Annotated in this window: 23 protein-coding genes, 1 riboswitch and 1 other annotated feature; of the genes, 11 read left to right on the plus strand and 12 right to left on the minus strand. The window is 69.3% G+C overall.

Features of this window, described 5'->3' with window-relative positions; all coding sequences use genetic code 11:
* Positions 1-31 precede the first annotated feature (31 nt).
* Positions 32-151, plus strand: a riboswitch (TPP riboswitch).
* 51 nt (positions 152-202) lie between these two features.
* From thiO to J2S75_RS10135, 4 genes are read left to right on the plus strand one after another with little or no spacing between them, the layout of a single operon-like run.
* The gene (thiO, locus tag J2S75_RS10120) at positions 203-1,225 is read left to right on the plus strand and encodes a glycine oxidase ThiO (RefSeq protein WP_307020067.1); all 1,023 of its coding nucleotides are present in this window, start codon (positions 203-205) and stop codon (positions 1,223-1,225) included.
* Positions 1,203-1,400 (plus strand): sulfur carrier protein ThiS, encoded by a 198-nt coding sequence (gene thiS / locus J2S75_RS10125; RefSeq protein WP_307019737.1) that lies wholly within the window; start codon positions 1,203-1,205, stop codon positions 1,398-1,400. Before thiO ends, thiS begins: the two co-directional genes overlap by 23 nt.
* A gap of 3 nt (positions 1,401-1,403) precedes the next feature.
* Positions 1,404-2,222 carry a thiazole synthase gene (locus tag J2S75_RS10130; RefSeq protein WP_370874113.1) on the plus strand — a complete coding sequence of 273 codons (819 nt, stop codon included), beginning with the start codon at positions 1,404-1,406 and terminating at the stop codon, positions 2,220-2,222.
* A 20-nt stretch (positions 2,223-2,242) separates the two neighbouring features.
* Positions 2,243-2,839 carry a thiamine phosphate synthase gene (locus J2S75_RS10135; protein ID WP_307019738.1) on the plus strand — a complete coding sequence of 199 codons (597 nt, stop codon included), beginning with the start codon at positions 2,243-2,245 and terminating at the stop codon, positions 2,837-2,839.
* Between the two features lie 323 nt (positions 2,840-3,162).
* Here J2S75_RS10135 and J2S75_RS10140 read toward each other — a convergent pair whose 3' ends face one another.
* From J2S75_RS10140 to J2S75_RS10165, 6 genes are all read right to left on the minus strand, one after another.
* The gene (locus J2S75_RS10140; protein ID WP_307019740.1) at positions 3,163-3,714 is read right to left on the minus strand and encodes a DUF2087 domain-containing protein; all 552 of its coding nucleotides are present in this window, start codon (positions 3,712-3,714) and stop codon (positions 3,163-3,165) included.
* A gap of 194 nt (positions 3,715-3,908) precedes the next feature.
* Complete coding sequence (locus J2S75_RS10145) at positions 3,909-5,390, minus strand: SulP family inorganic anion transporter (protein WP_307019741.1); 1,482 nt, start codon at positions 5,388-5,390, stop codon at positions 3,909-3,911.
* Between the two features lie 63 nt (positions 5,391-5,453).
* Positions 5,454-5,509 (minus strand) — a sequence feature (sul1 is cis-regulatory element that is thought to sense ions involved in sulfur or methionine metabolism; They are found in Alphaproteobacteria).
* Positions 5,510-5,678: 169 nt separating this feature from the next.
* Positions 5,679-7,034, minus strand: a complete 1,356-nt coding sequence (locus tag J2S75_RS10150) for an NAD(P)H-dependent oxidoreductase (RefSeq protein ID WP_307019742.1) — start codon at positions 7,032-7,034, stop codon at positions 5,679-5,681.
* A 161-nt stretch (positions 7,035-7,195) separates the two neighbouring features.
* Positions 7,196-8,296, minus strand: coding sequence for a coiled-coil domain-containing protein (locus J2S75_RS10155; RefSeq protein ID WP_307019743.1), 1,101 nt, complete (start codon positions 8,294-8,296; stop codon positions 7,196-7,198).
* Positions 8,297-8,418: 122 nt separating this feature from the next.
* On the minus strand, positions 8,419-8,991 hold the full coding sequence (locus tag J2S75_RS10160) for a DUF1134 domain-containing protein (RefSeq protein ID WP_307019744.1): 573 nt from the start codon (positions 8,989-8,991) through the stop codon (positions 8,419-8,421).
* A 171-nt stretch (positions 8,992-9,162) separates the two neighbouring features.
* On the minus strand, positions 9,163-9,990 hold the full coding sequence (locus J2S75_RS10165) for a 3'(2'),5'-bisphosphate nucleotidase CysQ family protein (protein ID WP_307019745.1): 828 nt from the start codon (positions 9,988-9,990) through the stop codon (positions 9,163-9,165).
* A 154-nt stretch (positions 9,991-10,144) separates the two neighbouring features.
* Between J2S75_RS10165 and chpT the strand changes: the two genes are divergently transcribed.
* From chpT to copM, 4 genes are all read left to right on the plus strand, one after another.
* A complete protein-coding gene (gene chpT, locus J2S75_RS10170; RefSeq protein ID WP_307019746.1) occupies positions 10,145-10,795 on the plus strand; it encodes a histidine phosphotransferase ChpT in 651 nt (216 codons plus the stop codon).
* Positions 10,796-10,938: 143 nt separating this feature from the next.
* Positions 10,939-12,153: a response regulator gene (locus tag J2S75_RS10175; protein ID WP_307019747.1), complete on the plus strand. Its 1,215-nt coding sequence runs from the start codon at positions 10,939-10,941 to the stop codon at positions 12,151-12,153.
* 116 nt (positions 12,154-12,269) lie between these two features.
* Positions 12,270-12,638, plus strand: a complete 369-nt coding sequence (locus tag J2S75_RS10180) for a hypothetical protein (protein WP_307019748.1) — start codon at positions 12,270-12,272, stop codon at positions 12,636-12,638.
* Positions 12,639-12,691: 53 nt separating this feature from the next.
* On the plus strand, positions 12,692-13,084 hold the full coding sequence (gene copM, locus J2S75_RS10185) for a CopM family metallochaperone (protein WP_307019749.1): 393 nt from the start codon (positions 12,692-12,694) through the stop codon (positions 13,082-13,084).
* 115 nt (positions 13,085-13,199) lie between these two features.
* Here copM and ctrA read toward each other — a convergent pair whose 3' ends face one another.
* Positions 13,200-13,901, minus strand: a complete 702-nt coding sequence (ctrA, locus tag J2S75_RS10190; RefSeq protein WP_091435836.1) for a response regulator transcription factor CtrA — start codon at positions 13,899-13,901, stop codon at positions 13,200-13,202.
* A gap of 520 nt (positions 13,902-14,421) precedes the next feature.
* Here ctrA and J2S75_RS10195 point away from each other — a divergent pair.
* Positions 14,422-14,820 (plus strand): flagellar export protein FliJ, encoded by a 399-nt coding sequence (locus J2S75_RS10195; protein WP_307019751.1) that lies wholly within the window; start codon positions 14,422-14,424, stop codon positions 14,818-14,820.
* A gap of 6 nt (positions 14,821-14,826) precedes the next feature.
* Here the strand turns inward: J2S75_RS10195 and J2S75_RS10200 are convergent, their stop codons facing one another.
* Positions 14,827-15,456: a GNAT family N-acetyltransferase gene (locus tag J2S75_RS10200; RefSeq protein ID WP_307019753.1), complete on the minus strand. Its 630-nt coding sequence runs from the start codon at positions 15,454-15,456 to the stop codon at positions 14,827-14,829.
* 158 nt (positions 15,457-15,614) lie between these two features.
* Here J2S75_RS10200 and J2S75_RS10205 point away from each other — a divergent pair, with 158 nt between their 5' ends.
* Entirely contained in the window at positions 15,615-16,715 is a 1,101-nt protein-coding gene (locus J2S75_RS10205) for a sulfate/molybdate ABC transporter ATP-binding protein (protein ID WP_244375459.1), read from the plus strand.
* Between the two features lie 144 nt (positions 16,716-16,859).
* Here the strand turns inward: J2S75_RS10205 and tmpT are convergent, their stop codons facing one another.
* From tmpT to recQ, 4 genes are all read right to left on the minus strand, one after another.
* Positions 16,860-17,498: a thiopurine S-methyltransferase gene (gene tmpT / locus J2S75_RS10210; protein ID WP_307019755.1), complete on the minus strand. Its 639-nt coding sequence runs from the start codon at positions 17,496-17,498 to the stop codon at positions 16,860-16,862.
* 56 nt (positions 17,499-17,554) lie between these two features.
* Positions 17,555-18,499, minus strand: coding sequence for a YVTN family beta-propeller repeat protein (locus J2S75_RS10215; protein ID WP_307019756.1), 945 nt, complete (start codon positions 18,497-18,499; stop codon positions 17,555-17,557).
* 189 nt (positions 18,500-18,688) lie between these two features.
* Positions 18,689-19,234, minus strand: a complete 546-nt coding sequence (locus tag J2S75_RS10220; RefSeq protein WP_244375465.1) for an SRPBCC family protein — start codon at positions 19,232-19,234, stop codon at positions 18,689-18,691.
* A gap of 128 nt (positions 19,235-19,362) precedes the next feature.
* Complete coding sequence (gene recQ, locus J2S75_RS10225; RefSeq protein ID WP_307019758.1) at positions 19,363-21,201, minus strand: DNA helicase RecQ; 1,839 nt, start codon at positions 21,199-21,201, stop codon at positions 19,363-19,365.
* Between the two features lie 160 nt (positions 21,202-21,361).
* On the opposite strand from recQ, the gene cbiB reads away from it, so the two are divergent.
* Positions 21,362-22,342 carry an adenosylcobinamide-phosphate synthase CbiB gene (cbiB, locus tag J2S75_RS10230; RefSeq protein WP_307019759.1) on the plus strand — a complete coding sequence of 327 codons (981 nt, stop codon included), beginning with the start codon at positions 21,362-21,364 and terminating at the stop codon, positions 22,340-22,342.
* Positions 22,343-22,394 lie beyond the last annotated feature (52 nt).

Genomic DNA, 22,394 nt, shown 5'->3' on the forward strand with positions numbered 1-22,394 from the left:
CGGTGACATTCGCCGGCTGAGTGATTATATCCAGAGCGTCCAGGGGAGCCTCGTCAGGAGGCTGAGAGGCCATCGGCGCGTTTGCGCGGCATGGCGACCCTTTGAACCTGATCCAGTTGACACTGGCGGAGGGAGGGAGTGCATGGTGTCTCCTCACACGAAATCGACTGAAACGACAACGGTTTACCCGGCGGCCAACGCCATGCGGGTGAAGGTGGTCGGCGCGGGCGTGGCTGGGCTCACCTGCGCCCATGCCTTTGCGCTGCGCGGCGCGCAGGTGACGGTGGTGGACCGCCGACCCGGCTCGGGTCAGGGCTGTTCCTGGTATGCCGGCGGCATGCTGGCGCCCTGGTGCGAGCGCGAGAGCGCGGAGCCGCTGATCGTCGATCTCGGTTTGGAATCACAGGCTTACTGGCAGGTGGCGGTGCCTGATGTGCCCAATGAGGGCTCGCTGGTCCTCGCCCAGCCGCGCGATCTCGCCGACCTGCGGCGGTTTTCGCGAAGAACCGAGCATTTTGAATGGGTTGACGGGGCGCGGATCGGCGAGCTGGAACCCGATCTCGAGGGCCGTTTCGACCAGGGGCTGTTCTTTCCCAGCGAGGCGCATCTTGAGCCGCGCAAGGCACTTGCGGCCCTGACCCGGCGGCTGGTCGATGAGCATCAAGTTACCTTCCGCTTCGAGGCCGATGGGTTCGATGAGGTGGACGATGAGGCCGGTGTGGCCGATGAGGCCGATCTCGTGGTCGATTGCCGCGGCCTGGCGGCGCGCGACACGCTCGCCGACCTGCGCGGGGTGAAGGGCGAGATGCTGGTGCTCTATTCCACCGAGGTGGCGCTCAGCCGTCCGGTGCGCATGCTGCACCCGCGCATCCCGGTCTATATCGTCCCGCGTGGCGACGGGCATTTCATGATCGGGGCCACCTCGATCGAGAATGACGAGCGCGGTCGGGTGACGGGGCGCTCCATGCTGGAGCTGCTCGGCGCGGTCTATGCGCTGCACCCCGCCTTTGGCGAGGCGGAGATCGTCGAGATCGGCGCGGATGTGCGCCCGGCCTTCCCGGACAACCTGCCGCGCCTGCGCAAGCGCGGCAACACGATCTATGTGAACGGCCTCTACCGCCACGGTTTCCTCGCGGCGCCCGCTCTGGCGCGCCGCGCGGCGGAACTGGCGTTCGACGGGGCCTATTTCCCGGAGGTGATGGATGAAGATCATCGTCAATGGTGAGCCGGCCAGCACCGACGCCGCCACGCTGGCGGAACTTCTGGCCGAACTCGAACTCGCCGACGCCATCGTGGCGACGGCGGTGAATGGCGACATGGTGAGGGCCGCGCGCCGCACGGCGACCCCGATCGCCGATGGCGACCGGGTGGAAATCCTCGCTCCCATGCAGGGTGGATGAACCATGGATGCGATGACAGGCCTGACGACCGGCATCGGCACCGACAAGGTGACCTTCTACGACACGGAAATCTCCTCGCGCCTGCTGCTTGGCACGGCGCAATACCCGTCCCCGGCGATCCTTGCCGAGGCGATCCGCGCCTCGGGCGCGGAAATCGTCACCGTGTCGCTGCGGCGCGAATCCGGGGCGGCGAAGGCGGGCCAGAGCTTCTGGCAGCTGATCCGCGACCTCGGGGTGAAGGTGCTGCCCAACACCGCCGGCTGCAAGACGGTGAAGGAAGCCGTGACCACCGCCGAGATGGCGCGCGAACTCTTCGGCACCCCCTGGGTGAAGCTGGAGGTGATCGGCGAGGACGACACGCTGCAGCCCGACGTGTTCGGGCTGGTGGAGGCGGCGCGCATCCTCTCGCGCGACGGGTTCCAGGTGTTCCCCTACACCACGGAAGACCTCGTCGTGGCGGAGAAGCTGCTGTCCGCCGGCTGCGAGGTGCTGATGCCCTGGGGCGCGCCGATCGGCTCCGGGCGCGGGCTCAACAACCCCTATGGGCTGCGCTCGATGCGGGCGCATTTCCCCGGCGTGCCGCTGGTGGTGGATGCCGGCGTCGGCGTGCCCTCGCATGCGGCGGCGGCGATGGAACTCGGCTATGACGCCGTGCTCCTGAACACGGCGGTGGCCAAGGCCGGCGATCCCGTGCGCATGGCCCGCGCCTTCGCCGCCGCCATCGCGGCGGGTCGCGAGGCGGTGCTGGCCGATCCCATGGAGGTGCGCGACATGGCGGCGCCTTCCACCCCTGTGATGGGCCGGGCCTTTGTCGGCTCCTGAGAACCAAGCGTGAGTGCGTGATGAAGCTCGATCCGTTCTATCTCATCGTCGACCGCGCCTCCTGGCTGCCGCGCCTGCTGCCGCAGGGGGTGAAGCTGGTGCAATTGCGCGCCAAGGACATGGACGAGGCCGAGCTGCGGCGCGAGATCGCCACCGCGCGCGAGGTGTGCGCGCGCTATGGCGCGCAGCTGATCGTCAACGACTACTGGAAGCTTGCCATCGAGCTCGGCTGCGATTTCGTCCATCTCGGGCAGGAAGATCTTGCCGAGGCCGATGTGCCGGCCATGCGCCGCGCCGGGCTCAAGCTCGGCATCAGCACCCATGACGAGGCGGAGCTGGAAGCCGCGCTGCTGGCGGGGCCGGATTATGTCGCGCTCGGCCCGGTCTATCCCACCATCCTGAAGAAGATGCGCTGGGCGCCGCAGGGGCTGGAGCGGGTGACGCAGTGGAAGAAGCGGATCGGCGACCTGCCGCTGGTGGGCATTGGCGGCCTCACCATCGAGCGCGCGCCGGGCGTGCGGCAGGCGGGGGCGGACAGCCTGGCCGTCGTCACCGACATTCTCTTGAACGCCAATCCGGAAGCCCGCGCCCGCGAATGGGTGCTGGCGACGCGGTAGGGACTTCCCCGCTTTTGCCGCCCTCATCCCCGGGCTTGACCCGGGGACCCAGACTTTTCCGCGCACGCCGGTGACAGAGGCTTGGCGCGGCCGTCCCAGTCTTCTGGATGCCCGGGTCAAGCCCGGGCATGAGGGGCGCTATTTGGGGCGGCGGTGCCCGCCAAACGGGACGTGCCTGTCTTCCTTGTGCCCATGGCTGCGCCCTCATCCCCGGGCTTGACCCGGGGACCCAGACTTTCCGCGCGCGCCGGTGACAGAGGTTGGCGCGGCCGTCCCAGTCTTCTGGGTGCCCGGGTCAAGCCCGGGCATGAGGGTGGTGGACCTCAGCCGGCGGCCCGGCGCTGGCGTAGCAGGGCGGCGAGCTTGGCCATTTCCGGCGGCGGCTCGCGTTCAATGCGGGAATATTCCCGCCCGTCCGGCGTGCGGCGGAACAGGCCGAATTCCACCATTTCCCGCCGCAGCAGCGCATGATCGCCGAACAGGTGCTCGGCGTTGAGCAACTCGTTCATCCGCCGCTCGGGGAAGGTCTCGCCGCTCGGCATTCGCGACCACAGCAGCCACAGGCAGAGGATCTGCTGGTTGCGCTTCTTGGGCCAGCGCGCCAGCCGGCCCTGCGGGTCGAACAGCCGCAGCGCCTTTTCGCAGCGCGCGTGGTCCGCCACCGGCGGCGGTTCGGGCGGGGCGGCCGACAGCCGCCCGCGCGCCTGCGCATCCGCCCGCAAATGCTGGAAGTTGCGGTAGCCGGCGCCGCGCGCCAGCAGGTTCAGCAGTTCGACATGGCCGGGCGGGCGGTCGAGCGCGGCAAGGCCCTGATGCAGGATGCGGGCGAGCGCAGAAATATCCGGCGCCTCATAGGCCAGATGGAGTCGGGGCATGACTTATCCTCGTTGGTGCCCTTTCGCGAGGAAATGTCGGGGTTGCCGTCTTGCGACCGGGCACAAGGACAAGTGCAGGGTGCGAACGTTAAGCAGGTTTAGCTCCCCTTGCGGGGCGGCAACGCCTCGGTGAACTGCAGACCGTGGCGCAGAGATAGGCGCGGCCGGGCGCGATGTCCAGAGGCGCGGCCGCATCAGTGCAGCGTCGCGACGCGCGCTCCGGCCTTGTCGTGGAGGGCGAAGCGTTCGACCAGGGTGGCGCTGGCCTCGTTCAGCCCGATGACCTCCACCCGGGCGCCGGCCTTGCGGAACTTCAGCACCGCCTTGTCCAGCGCACCGATCGACGTGATGTCCCAGAAATGCGCGTGGGTGAGGTCGATCACCACGTCCCGCGCCGGGGTGTCGAAGTCGAAGGCGGCGAGGAACACCTCGGAGGAGGCGAAGAAGATCTGCCCCTCGACGACGAAGGTGATGCGCCCGGTCGCCTCGTCGATCACCTCGCCGACGCTGACGAGCTGCGCCACCTTGCCGGCGAAGAACACGCCGGAGAGCAGCACGCCGACCAGCACGCCCATGGCGAGGTCATGCGTGGTCACCACGGTGGCGACCGTTGCCAGCATGACGACGGAGGAGGAGCGCGGATTGGTGCGCAGATCGAGGATCGAACGCCAGGAGAAGGTCCCGATCGACACCATGATCATGACCGCCACCAGCGCTGCCATCGGGATGATGCGCACGAGGTCATCGAGAACGAGGATCAGGAACAAGAGGAAAGCGCCGGCCACAAAGGTGGAGAGCCGCCCGCGTCCGCCCGAGCTGACGTTGATCACCGACTGGCCGATCATGGCGCAGCCGCCCATGCCGCCGATCAGCGCCGAGGCAATGTTGCTGGTGCCCTGGCCGAGGCATTCCTGGCTCTTGTTGCTCGGCGTGTCGGTCATGTCGTCGACGATCTGCGCGGTGAGCAGCGATTCCAGCAGGCCGACGGTCGCCAAAGTGAGCGAATAGGGCAGGATGATCTGCAGCGTCTCCAGCGTGAGCGGCACGGCGGGCAGCGTGAACACCGGCAGGCCCGAGGGCAGTTCGCCGAGATCGCCGACCGTGCGCAGGTCCATCCCGCTCCACCACGCGAACAAAGTGAGCACCGCGATGGCGACCAGCGGCGAAGGCACGGCCTTTGTCAGGCGCGGGAAGAGATAGATGATGGCGAGGCCGACCGCGATCATCGGATAGGTCTCGACCGGCACGCCGATCAGTTCGGGCAGCTGCGCCATGAAGATGAGAATGGCGAGCGCGTTGACGAAGCCGGTGATGACCGAGCGCGAGACGAAGCGCATCAGGCGGCCGATTTTCAGGAAGCCGGCGAGAAGCTGGATCAGTCCCATCAGGATGGTGGCGGCGAACAGATAGTGCAGGCCATGGTCGCGCACGAGGCTGACCATCACCACGGCGGTGGCGGCGGTGGCGGCGGAAATCATCCCCGGCCGGCCACCGACCACGGCGGAGACGCAGGCGATGGCAAAGGAAGCGAACAGCCCCACCTTGGGGTCGACGCCGGCAATGACGGAAAAGCCGATGGCCTCGGGAATCAGGGCAAGGGCGACGACGATGCCGGCAAGGACATCGCCGCGGATATTGGCGGTCCAGTCGCGGCGGTACTTCTGAATGGGAGTCATGAGGTCTTTCGCAAAAGAGCGGGCTTCCGCCCCGAGGGGCGGTGAAGGCGGGCGCTGCAGGTGCGTTGTCCGGCGGATCGGCGGCCGGAAGAGCCACCCGGGATTTCACCGGGTCCGGATTTATGGGGCTCTCGTACCCTCATCCGCGCTGCGACGCAACATGAGGGGCGGCCGGGTCAAGCCCGGGCATGAGGGAAACAAGGCCCCCGCTTACGCCGCCCATTGCCGTCATCCCGGACGACGCAGCGCGTCGATCCGGGATGACGTGCGAAAGTCCATTCCCTCCGCTCAGGCTGCGCCCGCGAAGGAGCGCTCCATCTCGCGGCGCAGGCGCACCGCCGGGCTGTCCTTCACCTCGACATCGGCCCAGCCGACGATCTCGCCTTCCGCAATGTCGCGGGTGAGCGTGACGTGATGGGCGAGGCCGATAGGCAGGCCACCCTTGGCGAGCGAGGTGGCAGCGGGAAAGAGCTTGCCCCAGACGGTGAAGCCGCCTTCGCCATCCAGCGTCTCGCCGGCCTTTAGCGGCCGCTTGGCCACCGCCACCACATCGGCGTTGAAGGCTTCCGTCACCCCGGTCGGCTCCTGGCGCAGCGCCGCCGAGGCGACGCTGACGCCCAGTTCCAGCCCGATGAGGTGATAGGGCCGGTAGAGCGCGGTATAGCGGCCGGAGGCATCCGTCACCACGCCATACTCCTTGAAGCAGCGCCGGGCATAGTCGCCGCGCGGGCTGGGATCGGCCTCGAACACGACATAGACGCCCCAGCGCAGATCGCGGAACACCGGGCGGCCGTCGCGCTCCAGCGAGGAGACGGTTTCCACCGTGCCGGAATGCTCCAGCACGCCGCCATGCTCGCGCGGGCGGAGAATGGTGGCGAGGTCGTCGACGCCGCAGGGCGGGAACAGCAGGCCGTCGGAAGGTGCCTTCAGCCCGGCCGCATTGGCGATGGCCGCCATTTCGATGGAGGATTTGGTGCCGTCGGCGAAGGAGTTGAACATCTGCGCGTTCATGCCGCCCTGCGCCGCCTGTTCGGCGGTGAGGCCGTAGAGGCTCCAGATCGTGTCGGGCGTCGAGCGGTGGAAGCTCGGCAGGTATTTGGTGCCCTTGCCGGCGCAGACGACATTGAAGCCGCAGGTGCGGGCCCAGTCCACCATCTCGCACACCAGCGCCGGCTGGTCGCCATAGGCCATGGAATAGACGACGCCCGCCTTGCGGGCGCGCTCGGCCAGAAGCGGGCCGACCAGCACGTCGGCCTCCACCGTGACCATGACGACGTGGCGGCCATGCTCGATCGCCAGCAGCGCATGGGCGGCGCCGGCGGCGGGACTGCCGGTGACTTCCACCACCACATCGAGCCCGTCGGTGGCGATGAGCGCTGCCGCATCATCGGTAAGCATGGTGCGGCCGGTGCCCAGCGCCTCGGTGAAGGAGGAGGCGACGACGGCGTCCGCGTCCCACCCCGTCGCCTCCAGCGCGGCGCGGGCGCGCGGCACGGAGAGGTCGGCGATGCCGAGCAGATGCAGGCCCGGCGTGGTGCGCAGCTGCGAGAGGAACATGGAGCCGAACTTGCCGGCGCCGATGAGGCCGACACGGACGGGCCGGCCGGCATCGGCGCGGGCCCGGAGCAGGCGGGCGAGATTCATGGCGTTTCCTTGATGCGTTTCGTCCCGGGAGGCGGCCGGGCTTATCGTGCCCGGTCCGTTCGTTTCGCCCGCCGGTTCGGGCCGGCGAGGTTCTAACTTTCTGATTCTGCGCAATTCCTGTCGCAAAACCGCCAGGCACTTTTGCGGGAATTGCTCTTGGCTCAGCCGGCGGCGGCGCGGCCCTGCGGGCGGGCCTCTTCCGCCGCCACCGCCTCGATGACGGCGGGGGCGGGCGGGACGGCCGGCGCCTCGGCTTCGGCGCGTTCGGTCTCGGCGCGTTCGGCGGCGGCCTTGAGGTCGAGAATGCGGTCGGCGAGGCTCGGCGGCGCGCCGGGCACGCGCGTATGTTCGGCGAGCAGCGCCTCGATCTTCGAACCGGGGCCTTCCAGCCGGGCGGTGAGATGGGCGACCCCGGCGGCGATGTCGCTGATATGCTCGCGCAGCAGTGCCGCGGCCTCCGTGCCGTTTGCCGCCGCGCCATTGGCGGCCGGCGGCACGGCGGCGGCGAGTGCGGTGAGCTGTTCGATCCGCTCCTGCAGCGCCGCGCGTTCTTCCTGCGCGCGGGTGAGAGCCTCCTGCACCTTGGCCAGTTCATCCTTCATCGCGTGGTTCCGGCGCAGTTCGGTTGCGAGGCTTTCGCCCGTGGTGCGGACCGTCTCGCGCTCGCTCGCCAGATGGGCGTTGGCGGCGACGAGCTGGCGGTCGAGTTCGTGGATGCGGTCTTTCAGCGTGTCGCGCAGCGTGGTCAGCGCCACATGCTCGATCTGCAGCCCTTCCTCGCGCGAACGGGTGTCCTCGAAGGCGTCGCGCGTGCGGGCAAGTTCCGCGCGGGTATGGAGCAGCGCGGCGCGGGCTTCTTCCAGCGCGCTGGTGGTCGTCTCCAGCTCGGCCAGCAGATGGTCGCGATGGGTGGAGACGCTGGCATGTTCGGTCTGCAGCGCGTCGAGCTCGGTGGACAGCCGGTCGATCGTGTCCTGCCGCAGGCGCAGCGTCTCGGCCTGGCGGACGATCTCGCCATATTGGGCGGCGGTGCGGGCCTGCTGGCGCTCCACTTCCATCTCCAGCCGGCGGATGCCGACGGCGAAGAGGGCGCGCTGTTCGTCCTTGTCGGCCTGTACCTCGGCGATGGAGACCGGAATCGCGCCCTCGATCCGCTTGCGGGTGAGCCGCACCGCCCGGCGCCACACGGCCGGCAGGGTGAGCAGCGCCAGCAGGGTCGCGGCCAGGAAGCCGATGGCGCAATACATGATCGCTTCGATCATGCGGTGATTTCACCTCACAACGCGGCGGCGGTCGGGAGCGGGACCGCCGGCCAGGGAGCCAACAGGTTACAGATACCAAAACGGCCGGGCTAGCCCGGCCGCGCTGCATTCTACGGACGTGCTCAGAAGGGGTTCCACGTCGCGGAGGGCGTGAATTTGAGATAGCCGATATTGGCGCCGAGGCGCACGCCGACGCCAGAGCGGATCGGCACCACCACGATATTGTCGGAGGCCAGCGCCGTCATGCCGAAACCGGCGACGAAATAGGCCGAGCCGGAAATGCCGCCGAAGCGCCGGTAAATGTCGTTGATGCCGTTGAGGTTGTACACAAGGATCATGGTGCGGGCGCCGTCGCCGCCGAAATCCCAGCCGAGCGAAGGGCCCTGCCAGTAGACCTTCAGGTCGCCGGCATTGCGGGTGTAGAGCGTGCCGTCGCCATAGCGCAGGCCGCCGACAAAGGCGCCGGAGCCTTCCTGGCCGAGAATATAGCCATTGGGCTGGCCCCACTGGCTCACCGCCTTCTCGATCGACAGAGCGAGGCCGCGCGAGACCTCGCCGAAGAAGCCATGGCCCTTCTCCACCAGTTCGTCCGAGGAGTAGGTGCCGCCCGCCTGCTGCGCGACCGCGGGCGCGGCGAGGAAGGGCAGGGCGAAGAGAAGGGCGAAGCAGGCATAAAGGGCGCGCAAGGTCGGCATGGGCGGTCTCGCGTTTGATCTCGACGGGCAGGGCGCCGCCGGTGACGGGCCCGTTTCAGGACCCGGGCAACCGGCACCGCGCGCCTATCAATAGCATGGAGTGCGACCAGAGAAAGGCACGGCCGGCCCAAAAGGGCGGAAGCGGGGCAGGTGTGGCCCGGCGGCCTTCGCCTACACCTCGCGGCCGCGGGCGATGAAACCGTGGACACGATAGTCCGCCTGCGTGCGCGCATAGGGCAGGGCGCTGCCGTCGGGCCGGCGCACGCTGCCCCCCGCCGCCCGCACCAGCGCATGGCCGGCGGCGACATCCCATTCGCACACCGTGCCGAAGCGCGGATAGAGATCGGCCCGCCCTTCCGCCACCAGCCCGAATTTCAATGCCGAGCCGCAGCTGATCGATTCGGCGATGTCGAGGCCGGCGAGAAAGGCCGAGGTCTCCGGGTCGAAATGCGAGCGGCTGGCGACAGCGACGAGGCCCTTTTCCGGCATCGGCCGGCAGCGAATCGGCGTCCAGCCGGCGGGGGCGGCGTCGTTGCCGCCGAGAAAGGCGAGGCCGCCCTCTGCGGTGGTGGCGCCGGCATAGAGTTTGTTCACCGCCGGGGCGAGCACGATGCCGACGCTGGGCACACCGGCCTCCACCAGCCCGATATTGACCGTGAATTCGCCGCTGGCGCCGATGAATTCGCGCGTGCCGTCCAGCGGATCGACCAGCAGGAAGGTGTCGGCCGGCGCCTCGCCCTTGCCCTGCGCCACCGCTTCCTCGGCGATGACGGGCACGCCCGGCAGCAGGCGGGCGAGTTCCTCGCGCAGGATCGCCTCGGCGGCGAGGTCGGCCGCGGTGACCGGGCTTTCGTCGCTCTTGCGCGCACTGGCGAGGCCCCCGCTGGCGAGCCCTTCGGCGCGGATGCGCAGAATGACCTCTCCCGCCTTCAGCGCCGCATCGGCGAGGGCGGAGAGCAGGCTGAGGGCGGGCGGCAGGTGCGGGGGAAGAGAAGACATTGCGCGCGTGTTTCCGGCTGGAACGGGAGAGCGGAGGGGGAGAAACGGTTGGCCTCCATGGGAGCGCGGTGTATCACACCCGGCGATGCCGGCCACACGGGCCGGCGCGATTTCCGGGCGGGCGATCCCGCCATAGCTCTTCGCAAGGGACGCGATGACGACCGCCATCGACCTCGACAAGCTCGACCTCGCCGCTCTGCTGTGCTCGCGCGTCTGCCACGACGTGATCAGTCCGGTCGGCGCCATCGTCAACGGGCTGGAAGTGCTGGAGGACGAGGACGACCCGGCGATGAAGAGCTTCGCGCTCGATCTCATCGCCAAGAGTGCCCGCCAGGCGTCCGCCCGGCTGCAATTCGCCCGCCTCGCCTTCGGCGCCGCCGGTTCGGCCGGGGCGCAGATCGACACCGGCGACGCGGAGAAGGTGGCGCGCGGCTTCCTGGAGGACGACCGCACCACCCTGACCTGGCAGCTGCCGCGCGTGCTGGCGCCGAAGAACAAGGTGAAGCTGCTGCTCAACCTGCTGGTCGTCGCCACCTCGACCATTCCGCGCGGCGGGCGCATCGGCGTGGAAGAGAACGGTGCGGGCGAGGAGGGCGGCTTCCGCCTCACCACCCAGGGCAGCCATTCGCGCATTCCCCCGCATCTCGTGGCGCTGCTGGCCGGACACCCGGCCGAGGAGGGCGCGGCGCTCGACGCCCATGCCATCCAGCCGCATTACACCGGCTTGCTGGCGCGGGCGACCGGCTATGGCATCGACCTCGCCCATGAGGGCGACACGGTGACGATTCGCGTGGCGCGCGGCTGAGGCCGCGCCGCCTCTTTATGGCAAAACCGCGACGGCGGGCGGGACAGCTTCCCGAAGGTTCAGACGACATTAACGGTATCGGTGGAAACTGACACGCGCAGGCCGAAAGGTCGGTGTGTCGTGTCCCGTAGTGCCGGTCGCCCATGTTCCCCGTCGATTCCCTGCCCGCCGCCCCGCGCGGCCCCGTTTCCCGCGAAGCCGCCCGCATCGCCGCGAGCCTGCGCGCCCCCGCGCCGCGCCCGGAGCCGGCCCGCGCCGCCCCGCGCCCGGCGACGGGGCGCATCGAGATCATGGCCTTCGCCCTTGGCGGGCTGCGCCTCGCCTTCGCCGCCTCCCAGGTGATGGACACGATGACGGTGAGCGGCGCGCGCTGGGCGCGGCTGCTCGCCATGACCCAGACCGGCACGCTGGCGTCCAGCGGCCTGCCGCTCATCCATCTCGCCGCCCGCATGGGCGTGGCGCCGCTGCGCGCCACCACGGGCACGCTGCTGCTGCTCGGCAGCGGCGGCAAGGTGCGCGCCGCCGTGCTGGTGGAAGGCGAATTGCAGGCGCAGACGGCGCGGGTGGAAAGCCTGCCGCCGGGCTGGCGGCCGCGCTTTGGCAGCGGCGCCGACCTCGTGGACGGCATGGCGCTGCTGGCCGACGGCACGCGCGCGGCCATGGTCGCGCTGCCGCTCGGCGTGGCGATGAAGCGCCCCGCCGCCGCCGCGCCGGAGACCGACACGGCGCATCTTCTGGTGCGCGCCGGGCGGGCGCAGATGGAGGCGGTGCGCATCGCCTCGCTGAAGACTGTGACGGCGCTGGAGAAGGTGCCGGGCATCGCGCTTCTGCCCACGGCCGGCGCCCCGGCCCGGCGCATGCTGCTGGCCTTTGGCGGCGAGGGCGAGGTGGTGATCGTCGACGAGATCGTCGGGCTGGCCCCGGAAGGGCGGATCGAGCGCGTGGGCGGGTTGCGCTTTCTCGCCACGGCGCAGGGGCGCTACCGGCTGTTGGAGCCTTCCAGCACCCAGGCGCCGCGTCCCACCCCTTGCCGCGTGCTGGTGACGGCGCCGGCCGGCGCCGCCCGCACCGCGCTGCGCGCCCTCATGCGCTCCCTGGGGCATGAGGTGTCGCTGGCCGAGGATCCGCGCGCGGCACGGCTGATGGGCGAACGTTTCGACGTGATCCTGTTCGACCTCGACGCCTATGGCGAGGGGTGCGAGGCCGGGATTTCCACTGGACTTGCCGCCGGGCCGGGCCGGCGCATCGGGCTCTCGACCTCTCCTCTCGCGACGCCGCCGGGTTTCGAGGCGGTGGTGCCGTCCGGCGACGCGGTGGCGCTGGTGCTGGCCCTGCTGCAGGGCGCGCCGGGGCGCTGACGCCCGATCACGCTTGCGCCATCCGGATGAGCCCGCTCTGTCGTCTCCGGCGGGAGCTTGCTAGCGTGCGTCGGTCGGTCGGCCGTGCGCCTGCGCGGGCCTTCACAGGAGGGATGATGCGGCTTCGATGGCTCCGCCTGCTGCTGGCGCTGTGTGCGCTGGGCGCCGCTCTGGCGAGCCCGGTCGCGGCGGCGCGGGCAATGGCGGCGCCGGTTCCGGCAGCGTCCGCCCCCGCCATGCCCTGCCACGAGACGGCGTCGCAAGCGGCGCAAGCAGTGGCGCAGGCGTCGCAAACTGTCACCCCCGCGCAGAAGCCGGCCGCGTCGCATCTGTGCTGCGTGCTGACCCAGACCGTGCTGCCCCCGCTCAGCACGCCCGCCCTGCCGGTGCCGGAGGCGGTGTCCGCGCGCCCGGCCGTGCGGGCGGAGACGACGCGGGCGGGCCTTGCCCCGGCCATCCCGGTGCCGCCGCCGCGCTTTCTCTGATCGGTCTCGCGCGGCCGGAGCGGCCGCTTTCCCACCATCAGAGGATTTTTCACATGAACCGTACCCTTTGCGCGGCGCTGCTCGCCGCCGGCTTCGCCCTGCCCATGCCGCTGCTGGCGCAGCCGGCGACCGCCCCCATGCCCGGCATGGACCATGGCGCGATGGACCACAGCGCCCAAATGAGCGCCGCGAGCCCCTCGACCCAGGCCTTCGAGGCCGCCAATGCCCGCATGCATGAGGGGATGGCGATCCCCTTCACCGGCAATGCCGATATCGACTTTGCCCGCGGCATGATCCCCCATCACCAGGGGGCGATCGACATGGCGCGGATCGAGCTGGAACACGGCAAGGACCCGGAGCTGCGGGCGCTGGCGCAGGAGATCATCAAGGCGCAGGAGGGCGAGATCGCCTTCCTGAAGGCCTGGCTGGCGAAGAACGCGAAGTAGCGCGGCGTCGAAGGCTCTCCCGGACGGCCGCGCGGCCGTCCGGGGGGGTGCCCCAAAACAAAAACCCCGCCTTGCGGCGGGGCTTTCAGTCGGGGAGGATCGGAGCAGCGGGCGGTCAGGCGGACAGGCGGTCCGACTCGTTGCCGGCGTCGCGCAGCACATAGCCGCGGCCCCAGACCGTCTCGATGAAATTGTGTCCCTGCGAGGCATTGGCCAGCTTCTTGCGCAGCTTGCAGATGAACACGTCGATGATCTTCAGTTCCGGCTCGTCCATGCCGCCATAGAGATGGTTCAGGAACATCTCCTTGGTCAGGGTCGTGCCCTTGCGCAGGGAGAGGAGCTCCAGCATCTGGTACTCCTTGCCCGTCAGATGCACGCGGTTGCCGGCGACCTCGACCGTCTTGGTGTCGAGATTGACCACGAGATCGCCCGTGGTGATGACCGACTGCGCATGCCCCTTGGAGCGGCGCACGATGGCGTGGATGCGGGCGACCAGCTCGTCCTTGTGGAACGGCTTGGTGAGATAGTCGTCGGCGCCGAAGCCGAGGCCCTTCACCTTGTCCTCGATGCCGGCGAGGCCGGAGAGGATGAGGATCGGCGTCTTCACCTTGGCGACGCGCAGCCCCTTGAGGACGTCATAGCCCGACATGTCGGGCAGGTTGAGGTCCAGGAGGATGATGTCGTAATCATAGAGTTTGCCGAGATCGACGCCCTCTTCACCGAGATCGGTCGTGTAGACGTTGAAGTTCTCGGACTTGAGCATCAGCTCGATGCTCTGCGCGGTCGCGCGGTCGTCCTCGATGAGCAAGACGCGCATGCCAATCCCCTTCCCTCGCCATGGCCCCGGGGGGGTCAGCGCTCAACACGACTCTTTCAAGCCGAGCGTGACCCCACCCCGCGCCCGGCCGACACACACCGATTCGTTACTCGTGAGACAAGGGGTAACAAAAACCGATTCCCGAGCACAAGCGGCGATCCGAATTATCTTCGAGTCTTCCGCCAAGAGTTTGTTCGAAAATTGGAATTCCAGATCCCGGTCTTTAGAGTCGAATCTTAACAAGCATGCCTAAGTGAGTCTCTCGACTCCGCTTTCGCGAAAGCCTGACCCCACCGGACGACATCGCGATCATTAATGAGCCCGGTAAACAAATCGTTTCGATCCGGAGGCCTGCGGGCGCTTTCCCCCAGCCCAGCACCCTTTTCCGACGAAAGAGTAAGGAAGCGGCAATATCTGTTGTCGAAAATGGCTTTGCCGCAGCGTGATGGCGGTACGTGACGGCCGCCTTGTCGCGCCCATCGGGGATGCGGGCGGACGACGGAACGGAGTTGTGCCGACCATGAAGTCGCTGGATACCCTTATTCGCCTCAAGCGCTTCCAGGCGGAGGAAAAGCGCCGCCATCTCGCCCAGATCGAGACCATGATCGCGGATTTCGACCGCATGGCACGCGACCTGGAACGCGAGATCGACGCCGAGGAACAGCGCTCGGGCATCACCGACACCCAGCATTTCGCCTATTCCACCTATGCCCGCGCCGCCGCCACCCGCCGCGACAATATGCGCCGCTCCGCCGACGAGCTGAAAGGCCAGCTCAGCGAGGCGCGGCTGGCGCTGGAAGACGCGCTGGACGAGCTCAAGAAGATCGAGGCGCTGGGCGAGCGCGAGCGGATCGAGGCGCCGGTGGAAATGACCCCGCGCAACATCGCCGGCCGCGCACGCGCCGTGCTCGGCGCCTGAATCCTCTCAGTCGGCCGGGCGAATGACCGGCACATGCGGCGCCGCCTCGCGTGCCAACAGGCCGGCGAGGCGGGGATCGTCGACGATCTCCACCGCGCTCGCATAGGGGCGGAAACCGGCCTTGATGTAGAAAGTCAGCGCGCCCTGCTTGTCATGGGTGCAGGTGTGCACATGCACCCGCCGGGGCTGGCGTTCCCAGGCGCGCGCCAGCGCCCGGTTCATCATGAAGCGCCCGGCGCCGCTGCCCACCATTTCGGGCACCAGCCCGACAAAGGCCAGCTCGATCTCCCCCGGTTCGCGGCCATCAAGTTCGATATAGCCGGCGTCCACGCCGTCCTTGCGCAGCACCAGCACATCCACCGCGGGGTGCTGGATGATGGCGGCCAGTTCGCTATCGCTCATGCGCAGCCGCGAGAACCACAGCCAGTCCTCGCCGACGCGGCGGAACAGGGCGCGGTACCAGGCGACATCAGGCGCGGGCATCCGCTCCAGCGTCAGCCCCTCCGTCGCCCGCTCCGGCAAAGGCGGGGGCGGGGCGGTCATGTCAAGCATCGTCACCACCCCCGCGATCTTGCCGGGCGGCAGGGGCGTGTAGCCGTCAAGATTGAGGAGGAGCGGGGCGGCGGGATCGGTCATGGCGGGAACTTCCGGTAAGGTCGCCCCTTTTAGCCGCATTCGCGCATCTTCCGCCATGGGGCGGATGCCGGGGCGCGGCGCGTTGCGGGGTTCACAGCGGCGAATTTTCGGATATCTTGCGGATAATTCCATTTAGTACATCTAATGAGAGTGAATTCATGACGGTCGCCGTCACCATCGACCAGGTCGGCAAGAGCTTCGGCAGCGGCGCGCCGGCGCTTTCCAACGTGTCGCTGGATGTGAAGCCCAGCGAGCTGGTGGCGCTGCTCGGGCCTTCGGGATCGGGCAAGACCACGCTGCTGCGCATCGTCGCCGGGCTGGAACAGCCGAGCCATGGGCGCGTGCTGTTCAATGGAGAGGACGCGCTTTCCGTGCCGGTGCGCCGGCGCGGCATCGGCTTCGTGTTCCAGAATTACGCCCTGTTCCGCCACATGACGGTGGCCGAGAACGTCGCCTTCGGCCTGCGCTCGCGCCCGCGCGCCGAGCGGCCTTCGGAGGCCGAGATCCGCTCGCGCGTCGCCGATCTTCTGGCGCTGGTGCAGCTGGAAGCCTTTGGCGGACGCTTCCCGGCGCAGCTTTCCGGCGGCCAGCGCCAGCGCGTGGCGCTTGCCCGCGCGCTCGCCATCGAGCCCAAGGTGCTGCTGCTGGACGAACCCTTCGGCGCGCTCGACGCGCTGGTGCGCAAGGAACTGCGCCGCTGGCTGCGCGAGCTGCACGACCGCACCGGCCACACCACCCTGTTCGTCACCCACGACCAGGAGGAGGCGCTTGAACTCGCCGACCGCGTGGTGGTGATGGGCAAGGGCAAGATCGAGCAGGTCGGCACGCCGGACGATGTCTATGACCGGCCGGAGACGGCCGCTGTGTTCGGCTTCATGGGCGAATCGAGCCGGATCGAGGTCGAGGTCAAGGGCGGCGTCGCGCTGGCCGGCGCCACCGCCATCGCCGCGGCGACGCAAGGGGTGCCGGACGGGCCGGGCCTGCTCTATGTGCGCCCGCACGATGTGACGCTGGGCCTGCCGGGCACGGAGGGGCTGAAGGGGCAGGTGCGGGCCTTCCGCCGCCACGGCGCCATTCGCCGGGTGGAGATCGCGGTCGGCAATGCGGTGCTGGAAGCCGACATCGCCCCCACGGTGCGGGTGCCGATCGGCGAGAAGGTGGCGGTGCGGCTCGACCGCGCCCGCCTGTTCGCTTCCGGCGGGCCGGGCGTCGACACCAAGGCGCCGCCGGCGCAGCAGCCGGGCGATTACGCGATCTGAGGGGGGCGGGCGCGCGGGCGCCCTCATCCCCGGGCTTGACCCGGGGATCCAGACTTGCGCCGGCGGCTCTGCCCAAGGCGGGAGGCGTCCTCCCAAGCCTCTGGGTGCCCGGGGCACGCCCGGGCCGGAGGGGGGAGCGGGCGGTCAGCGCCGCTCCAGCTTCCAGGCTTCCTCGGCCACCGGTTCCTTGCCGCGCAGCCCGCCCTTGAGCGGGTGCTTTTCCAAAAGGGTCACGTGATAGGCCGCGCCATAGTGCCGGCGCACCTCGTGCTCGTTGACGGAGAAGGGCGGGCCGACGGTGAGCAGCGGGTCGTAATCGAAGGTGATCAGTAATTGCCGGGCGCTGTGCGTGAGATGCACGAGATGGCCGGCATAGCGCGCCCGCATCGCTTCCGGCAGCGCGACCAGCGCGGCGCGGTCATAGACGGCATCGACCGGGCCGAGCGTGTCGCGGGTGAGGTCGAAGATGTCGCCGACATAGATGGCGATGCCTTCCGCCGCGAAGCGCTCCAGCGGGCCGATCTCGGTGATCTCGGGGGCGACGCCGAGTTCGGCGAACAGCTGTTCGACGGCGAGGCGGCTCAGTTCCGCGCCGGCGACCTCATAGCCATGGCCGAGCAGCCAGTTCATGTCGCGGCTCTTGCCGCAGAGCGGCACGAACACCCGCGCGCCGGGGGCGAGGCCGAGCGCGGAGAAATGCCGGACCAGCAGCGGATGGGCTTCGCTCTCGTGGAAGGCGATCTCGTTCGCTTCCCACTTCTTGTGCCAGAAATCGGGGTCCATGGCGTTGCCTTTCCTGGGTGCCGGGCCGGCATCCTAGACCCAGCCGGGCGGGTGGCTCAATCGCCGCTCTGGCGGATGAAGGCGCCGAAGGCGCGCGGGCCGTCGGCGACGGGGATCGTCTCCACCACCTTCAGCGTCACAGCGTCGATGATCTCCAGCGTGTTCGCCTCCCAGCAGGCGACATAGACGAAGGCGCCGTCACGGCTGGCGGCAATGCCTTCGGGATAGTCGCCGACGGGAATGGTGGCGAGCGTCTTCAGGGTGTCGGTATCGAACACGGTGACGGTCGAATCGTACTGGTCGGTGACGAAGGCACGTCCCTGCGCCAGCGCCACCGCATAGGGCCGCGCGCCGACCTTCACGCGCGCCACCACCTTGCGGGCTTTGAGGTCGATCACGCTCACATCGTTGGAGGCGACATTGGCGGTGTAGGCACGCATGCCCGCCGCATCGATGGTGACGCCGAAGGGGCGGGCGCCGACCGGGATGGAGGCGAGCCGGGTCAATGTCTTGGTGTCGATGAGGCTCACCGCGTCGGAATCGCGGTCGGCGGAGAGTAGCAGCGCGCCGTCCGGCGTCACCGCGAGGCCGGAGGGCGACTGGCCGACCGCGACCTCGCCGGTCACGGTGCCGCTCGCCGCGTCCACCGCCTTGATCCGGTGCAGGTACCAGTCGGCGACATAGGCCGGGCTGCCGGAGGGATGCACCGCGACGCCGAGCGGGCCGCCGCCCAGCTCCACCCGGTGGGTGACGCTGCGGGTGGCGGCGTCGAGAATGGTTAGCGTCTTGCCGTCCGGCGCGGTGACGAAGGCGCGTGCGCCGTCCGGGCTCACGGCGATGCCGGCCGGCTTGCCGGGAATCGCCAAGCTGGCGACGACCTTGCGGGTGGCGAGATCGACCACTGACAGCGTCTCGGCCGGCTGCGAGGTGATGAAGGCTTCATCCGCAAGGGCGGGCGGGGCGAGGAGGGTGAGGAGGGCCAGTGCACCGATGAACGTCATCCCGGACGACCGAAGGTCGAGCCGGGATCGCACAGAGGCGGCGCGCGATCCCGGCGCGCGCGGTCGCGCGGCCGGGATGACGCCGGGAGAGCGAGACGGCTCGTCTTGCCGCCCGCGCCCCTCACCCCAACCCTCTCCCCGACGGGGAGAGGGGGCCGGGCGCCGCGAGATCGGGGGCGCCGTCACGGCTCAGCTGCCGCCCTCGATCTGCTTTTTCAGGCTTTCCAGACCCGCCTTGTAGAGGCCGGTCACCGCGTTGACGGCGGCTTCGTCGTTCAGCTCCGGCGGCGGGTCGTTATTGGGGTAGCCGCGATAGAAGGCGCCGCGCCACTCGACCTCGGACTTCTTGCCGTCATCGGCCGGGGTGACGATGAGCCAGGAGGAGTAGTTCGTTACCGGCAGCACCGCCACGTCGACCTTGTCGATGCGGTACATCAGCGTCATCTTTTCCGGCTCGAACTTGGCGACCTCTTCCTCGACGGTGGCGCCGTTCTTCAGGGTGAGGGTGCGCTTGGCGCCGGGAGCGTTGCCGCCCGTGCCCTCGGTCTTGGCGACCACCGGAATCCAGCCGCCATCCTGGAAGTTGGAGACCACGGCCCACACCTTCTCCGGCGGGGCGTTGATCTCGATCTTCTCAGAGATTTTCTGGCGGGTCGGGCCATGCGCCGCCGCGGGCGGCAGGGTGGCGAGCAGAGAGGTGGCGGCCAGCGCCGCGGCAAAAAGTTGAAGCTTCATCGTTTCCATCCCGGAACAGGGTTCATTCCGGACTTTTGCGTCCGTTGGCCACCAGTCTAGGGAGGGATTCGCCGTTCGTGAACTCTCTTGCGCGTGGAAAATTTCCCGGGTCGAATTCTTCGGATTTCTTAAGAGAATTCTTTGAGAATCTTAAGAAACGCCGCCCCGAATGCCTCCAGCTTGGCGGCGCCGACGCCCTTGACGCTGGCGAGCTCGCTGCGCGTGCGCGGGTGCTCCACCGCCATTTCTTCCAGCGTCTTGTCGGCGAAGACGACATAGGCCGGCACGTTGCGCTCGGCCGCGAGATCGCGGCGCAGCGCCTTGAGCTTGCCGAGCAGCGCCGCCTCGGCCGGGGCGAGTTCCGCCCCGCTGTCGGAACGGGCGAAGCGCTCGCGCGAGCGCTTGGCCGGGGCACGCAACGTGAAGGCGCGGGTGCCCTTCAGCACGGCGAGGCCGGTTTCGGTGAGGGTGAGCGCGCCGAAGCGGGTGGGGTCGGCGTGCAGCGCCCCGGTGGCGACCAGCTGGCGCAGCAAGGCGCGCCACTCGGTCGCCGGCTTGTCGCCGCCCGCGCCGAAATCGGCGAGCTTGTCATGGCCGCGCCCGCAGATCGCGTCGGTGCGCTGGCCGGTGACGACGCTGGCGAGATAGGCGGCGCCGAAGCGCTCGCCGGTGGCGCGCACGAGCCGCAGCACCAGCTGGGCCTCGGTGCTGGCGTCGATCACCTTGGGCGGGTCGCGGCAGACATCGCAGGCGCCGCAGGCCTTGGCGCGCTCGCCGAAATAGCCGAGCAGCACGGCGCGCCGGCAGGTCACCGCCTCGCAGAAGCCGACCATGGCGTCGAGCCGGCGGGCTTCCACCATCTTGCGCTCGGGCGAGGAGGGTTCCTCGTCGAGGAAGCGGCGGCGGGTGGCGATGTCGCCGGCGGAATAGAGCAGCAGCGCTTCCGCCGGCTGGCCGTCGCGGCCGGCGCGGCCGATCTCCTGATAATAGGATTCCAGCGTGCCCGGCGCATCGGCATGCAGCACATAGCGCACATCCGACTTGTCGATGCCCATGCCGAAGGCGACCGTGGCGACCATCACCACCCCGTCCTCGGCGAGGAAGATTTCCTGATTGGCGGCGCGCGCCTCCGGGCTCATGCCGGCATGATAGGGCAAAGCGCGGATGCCGCTGGCGGCGAGGCGCTCGGCGGTCTCGTCCACCTTCTTGCGCGAGATGCGGTAGATGATGCCGGAAAGCCCCGGCCGGGCGCGCACATAGCTCTCGATCTGCCGGGCCGGGTCCTTCTTGTCCTCGACGCCGATGAAGATGTTCGGCCGGTCGAAGCCGGAGACGAAGACGCGCGCCTGCCCGCCGAACAGCCGCTCGACAATGTCGTCGCGGGTGGCGCGGTCGGCGGTGGCGGTCATCGCCACCAGCGGCAGGCCGGGGAAGATCTCCCGCAGCCGGCCGAGGCCGAGATATTCATTGCGGAAGGAATGGCCCCATTGCGAGATGCAGTGCGCCTCGTCCACCGCCACCAGCCCGAGCTGGAAGCGCGACAGCGCCGCCAGCATGCGCTCGGTGAGCAGGCGTTCGGGGGCGAGATAGAGCAGGCGCACCTCGCCCGCCGCCACGCGGCGCCAGATCGCGACATTTTCCTCGCGGGATTTTCCCGAATGGATGGCCTCGGCGGCGACGCCCTGCAGCTTGAGCGCGTTCACCTGGTCGTCCATCAGCGCGATGAGCGGCGAGACGACGATGGAGAGCCCGCCCTTCACCAGCGCCGGCAGCTGGTAGCACAGCGATTTTCCCGCACCGGTCGGCATGACCGCCAGAGTCGGCACGCCGGCGAGGATGGAATCGACCACCTCCTGCTGGCCGGGACGGAAACGGTCGAAGCCGAACACCTCGGCGAGCCGCGCCCGCTTCGCCTCCTCGATATGAGGCGGCAGGATGCCGTGCGATGAGGTGACGGGGATATTCATTCCGTGCGTCGTCGTCCGTTTCAGGTGCCCTGGGGCGTCATGGGTCTTGCTGGCGACCGCGCGGGCGGAAATGGTGGCCGCGCGGCCACCGGGGGATTCGTCGGTCGCGGCGGCGGCCCGCTGAGACCGACAGACGCGCTTTCCGAGAGAATCACTTGCGATGAGCCTCGACCTTACTCTTGGTTTAACCCTGGCGGCGCTGCTGTTCGAGGCCGCCTTCGGCTATCCCTCGTTTTTGCTCGCCCGCATCGGCCACCCCGTGATGTGGATCGGCCGGCTGATCGGCGCTCTCGACCGCCATGTCAACCGCGACGCCGCCGCCCCGCGCGAGCGGCGCCTCGCTGGCGTCGGCGCGCTGGTGCTGATCGTAGCGGTGAGCGGCGGGGCCGGGCTGCTGGTACAGGGGCTGGCGCTGTGGGTGCCGGTGGTCGGCCTGCTGCTGGCCGGGCTCGCCGGCTCCAGCCTGCTGGCGCAGCGCAGCCTCTATCAGTTCGTCGCGGCGGTGGCGGACGGGCTGGAGACCAGCCTGGAAGAGGGGCGGCGGGCGGTCTCGCATATTGTCGGCCGCGACCCGGACAGGCTCGACGAGGCCGGCGTGGCGCGAGCGGCGATCGAGAGCCTGGCCGAGAACTATTCCGACGGGGTGGTGGCGCCGGCCCTGTGGATGGCGGTGGGCGGGCTGCCGGGCGCGGCGATCTACAAGGGGGTGAACACCGCCGACAGCATGATCGGCCATCGCGACGCGCGGCACCTCTATTTCGGCTGGGCCTCGGCGCGGTTCGACGACCTGATCAACCTGCCGGCCGCGCGACTGGCGGGCCTGCTCATCGTCGCCGGGGCGCTGTTCTTGCCGGGCGCCTCGCCGCGCCGGGCGTGGCGGGCGATGAGGCGCGACGCCCGCCGCCACCGCTCGCCCAATGCCGGCTGGCCGGAGGCGGCGATGGCCGGCGCGCTCGGCATCGCCATTGCCGGGCCGCGCCATTATGGCGGCCGGCTGTCGGTCGACGGGCTGATGGGCGAGGGCGGGCGCTATGAATGCACCGCCGACGATATCCGCCGGGCGCTGGCGCTCTACCGCGCGGCGGATGCGGTGATGCTGGCGCTGGTGGCGGGGCTGGCGCTGCTCATGTGGGGGTGGTGAGGAAGGGCTTTAACTCCCCGCCTTCATCCGCGGGCTTGACCCGCGGACCCAG

Origin of the sequence: Ancylobacter polymorphus, assembly GCF_030813495.1 — a bacterium.
In the GTDB taxonomy this organism is placed as follows: Bacteria; Pseudomonadota; Alphaproteobacteria; order Rhizobiales; family Xanthobacteraceae; genus Ancylobacter; species Ancylobacter polymorphus.

Coding starts and splice junctions, on each gene's coding strand:
- J2S75_RS10220 (WP_244375465.1), bottom strand. CDS start 19,234: ATGAAGCTTCAACTTTTTGCCGCGGCGCTGGCCGCCACCTCTCTGCTC.
- chpT (WP_307019746.1), top strand. CDS start 10,145: ATGACGACCGCCATCGACCTCGACAAGCTCGACCTCGCCGCTCTGCTG.
- ctrA (WP_091435836.1), bottom strand. CDS start 13,901: ATGCGCGTCTTGCTCATCGAGGACGACCGCGCGACCGCGCAGAGCATC.
- cbiB (WP_307019759.1), top strand. CDS start 21,362: ATGAGCCTCGACCTTACTCTTGGTTTAACCCTGGCGGCGCTGCTGTTC.
- thiO (WP_307020067.1), top strand. CDS start 203: ATGCGGGTGAAGGTGGTCGGCGCGGGCGTGGCTGGGCTCACCTGCGCC.
- J2S75_RS10165 (WP_307019745.1), bottom strand. CDS start 9,990: ATGTCTTCTCTTCCCCCGCACCTGCCGCCCGCCCTCAGCCTGCTCTCC.
- J2S75_RS10175 (WP_307019747.1), top strand. CDS start 10,939: ATGTTCCCCGTCGATTCCCTGCCCGCCGCCCCGCGCGGCCCCGTTTCC.
- J2S75_RS10145 (WP_307019741.1), bottom strand. CDS start 5,390: ATGACTCCCATTCAGAAGTACCGCCGCGACTGGACCGCCAATATCCGC.
- J2S75_RS10135 (WP_307019738.1), top strand. CDS start 2,243: ATGAAGCTCGATCCGTTCTATCTCATCGTCGACCGCGCCTCCTGGCTG.
- J2S75_RS10215 (WP_307019756.1), bottom strand. CDS start 18,499: ATGACGTTCATCGGTGCACTGGCCCTCCTCACCCTCCTCGCCCCGCCC.
- copM (WP_307019749.1), top strand. CDS start 12,692: ATGAACCGTACCCTTTGCGCGGCGCTGCTCGCCGCCGGCTTCGCCCTG.
- tmpT (WP_307019755.1), bottom strand. CDS start 17,498: ATGGACCCCGATTTCTGGCACAAGAAGTGGGAAGCGAACGAGATCGCC.
- J2S75_RS10160 (WP_307019744.1), bottom strand. CDS start 8,991: ATGCCGACCTTGCGCGCCCTTTATGCCTGCTTCGCCCTTCTCTTCGCC.
- thiS (WP_307019737.1), top strand. CDS start 1,203: ATGAAGATCATCGTCAATGGTGAGCCGGCCAGCACCGACGCCGCCACG.
- J2S75_RS10155 (WP_307019743.1), bottom strand. CDS start 8,296: ATGATCGAAGCGATCATGTATTGCGCCATCGGCTTCCTGGCCGCGACC.
- J2S75_RS10200 (WP_307019753.1), bottom strand. CDS start 15,456: ATGACCGATCCCGCCGCCCCGCTCCTCCTCAATCTTGACGGCTACACG.
- J2S75_RS10140 (WP_307019740.1), bottom strand. CDS start 3,714: ATGCCCCGACTCCATCTGGCCTATGAGGCGCCGGATATTTCTGCGCTC.
- recQ (WP_307019758.1), bottom strand. CDS start 21,201: ATGAATATCCCCGTCACCTCATCGCACGGCATCCTGCCGCCTCATATC.
- J2S75_RS10195 (WP_307019751.1), top strand. CDS start 14,422: ATGAAGTCGCTGGATACCCTTATTCGCCTCAAGCGCTTCCAGGCGGAG.
- J2S75_RS10130 (WP_370874113.1), top strand. CDS start 1,404: ATGGATGCGATGACAGGCCTGACGACCGGCATCGGCACCGACAAGGTG.
- J2S75_RS10180 (WP_307019748.1), top strand. CDS start 12,270: ATGCGGCTTCGATGGCTCCGCCTGCTGCTGGCGCTGTGTGCGCTGGGC.
- J2S75_RS10205 (WP_244375459.1), top strand. CDS start 15,615: ATGACGGTCGCCGTCACCATCGACCAGGTCGGCAAGAGCTTCGGCAGC.
- J2S75_RS10150 (WP_307019742.1), bottom strand. CDS start 7,034: ATGAATCTCGCCCGCCTGCTCCGGGCCCGCGCCGATGCCGGCCGGCCC.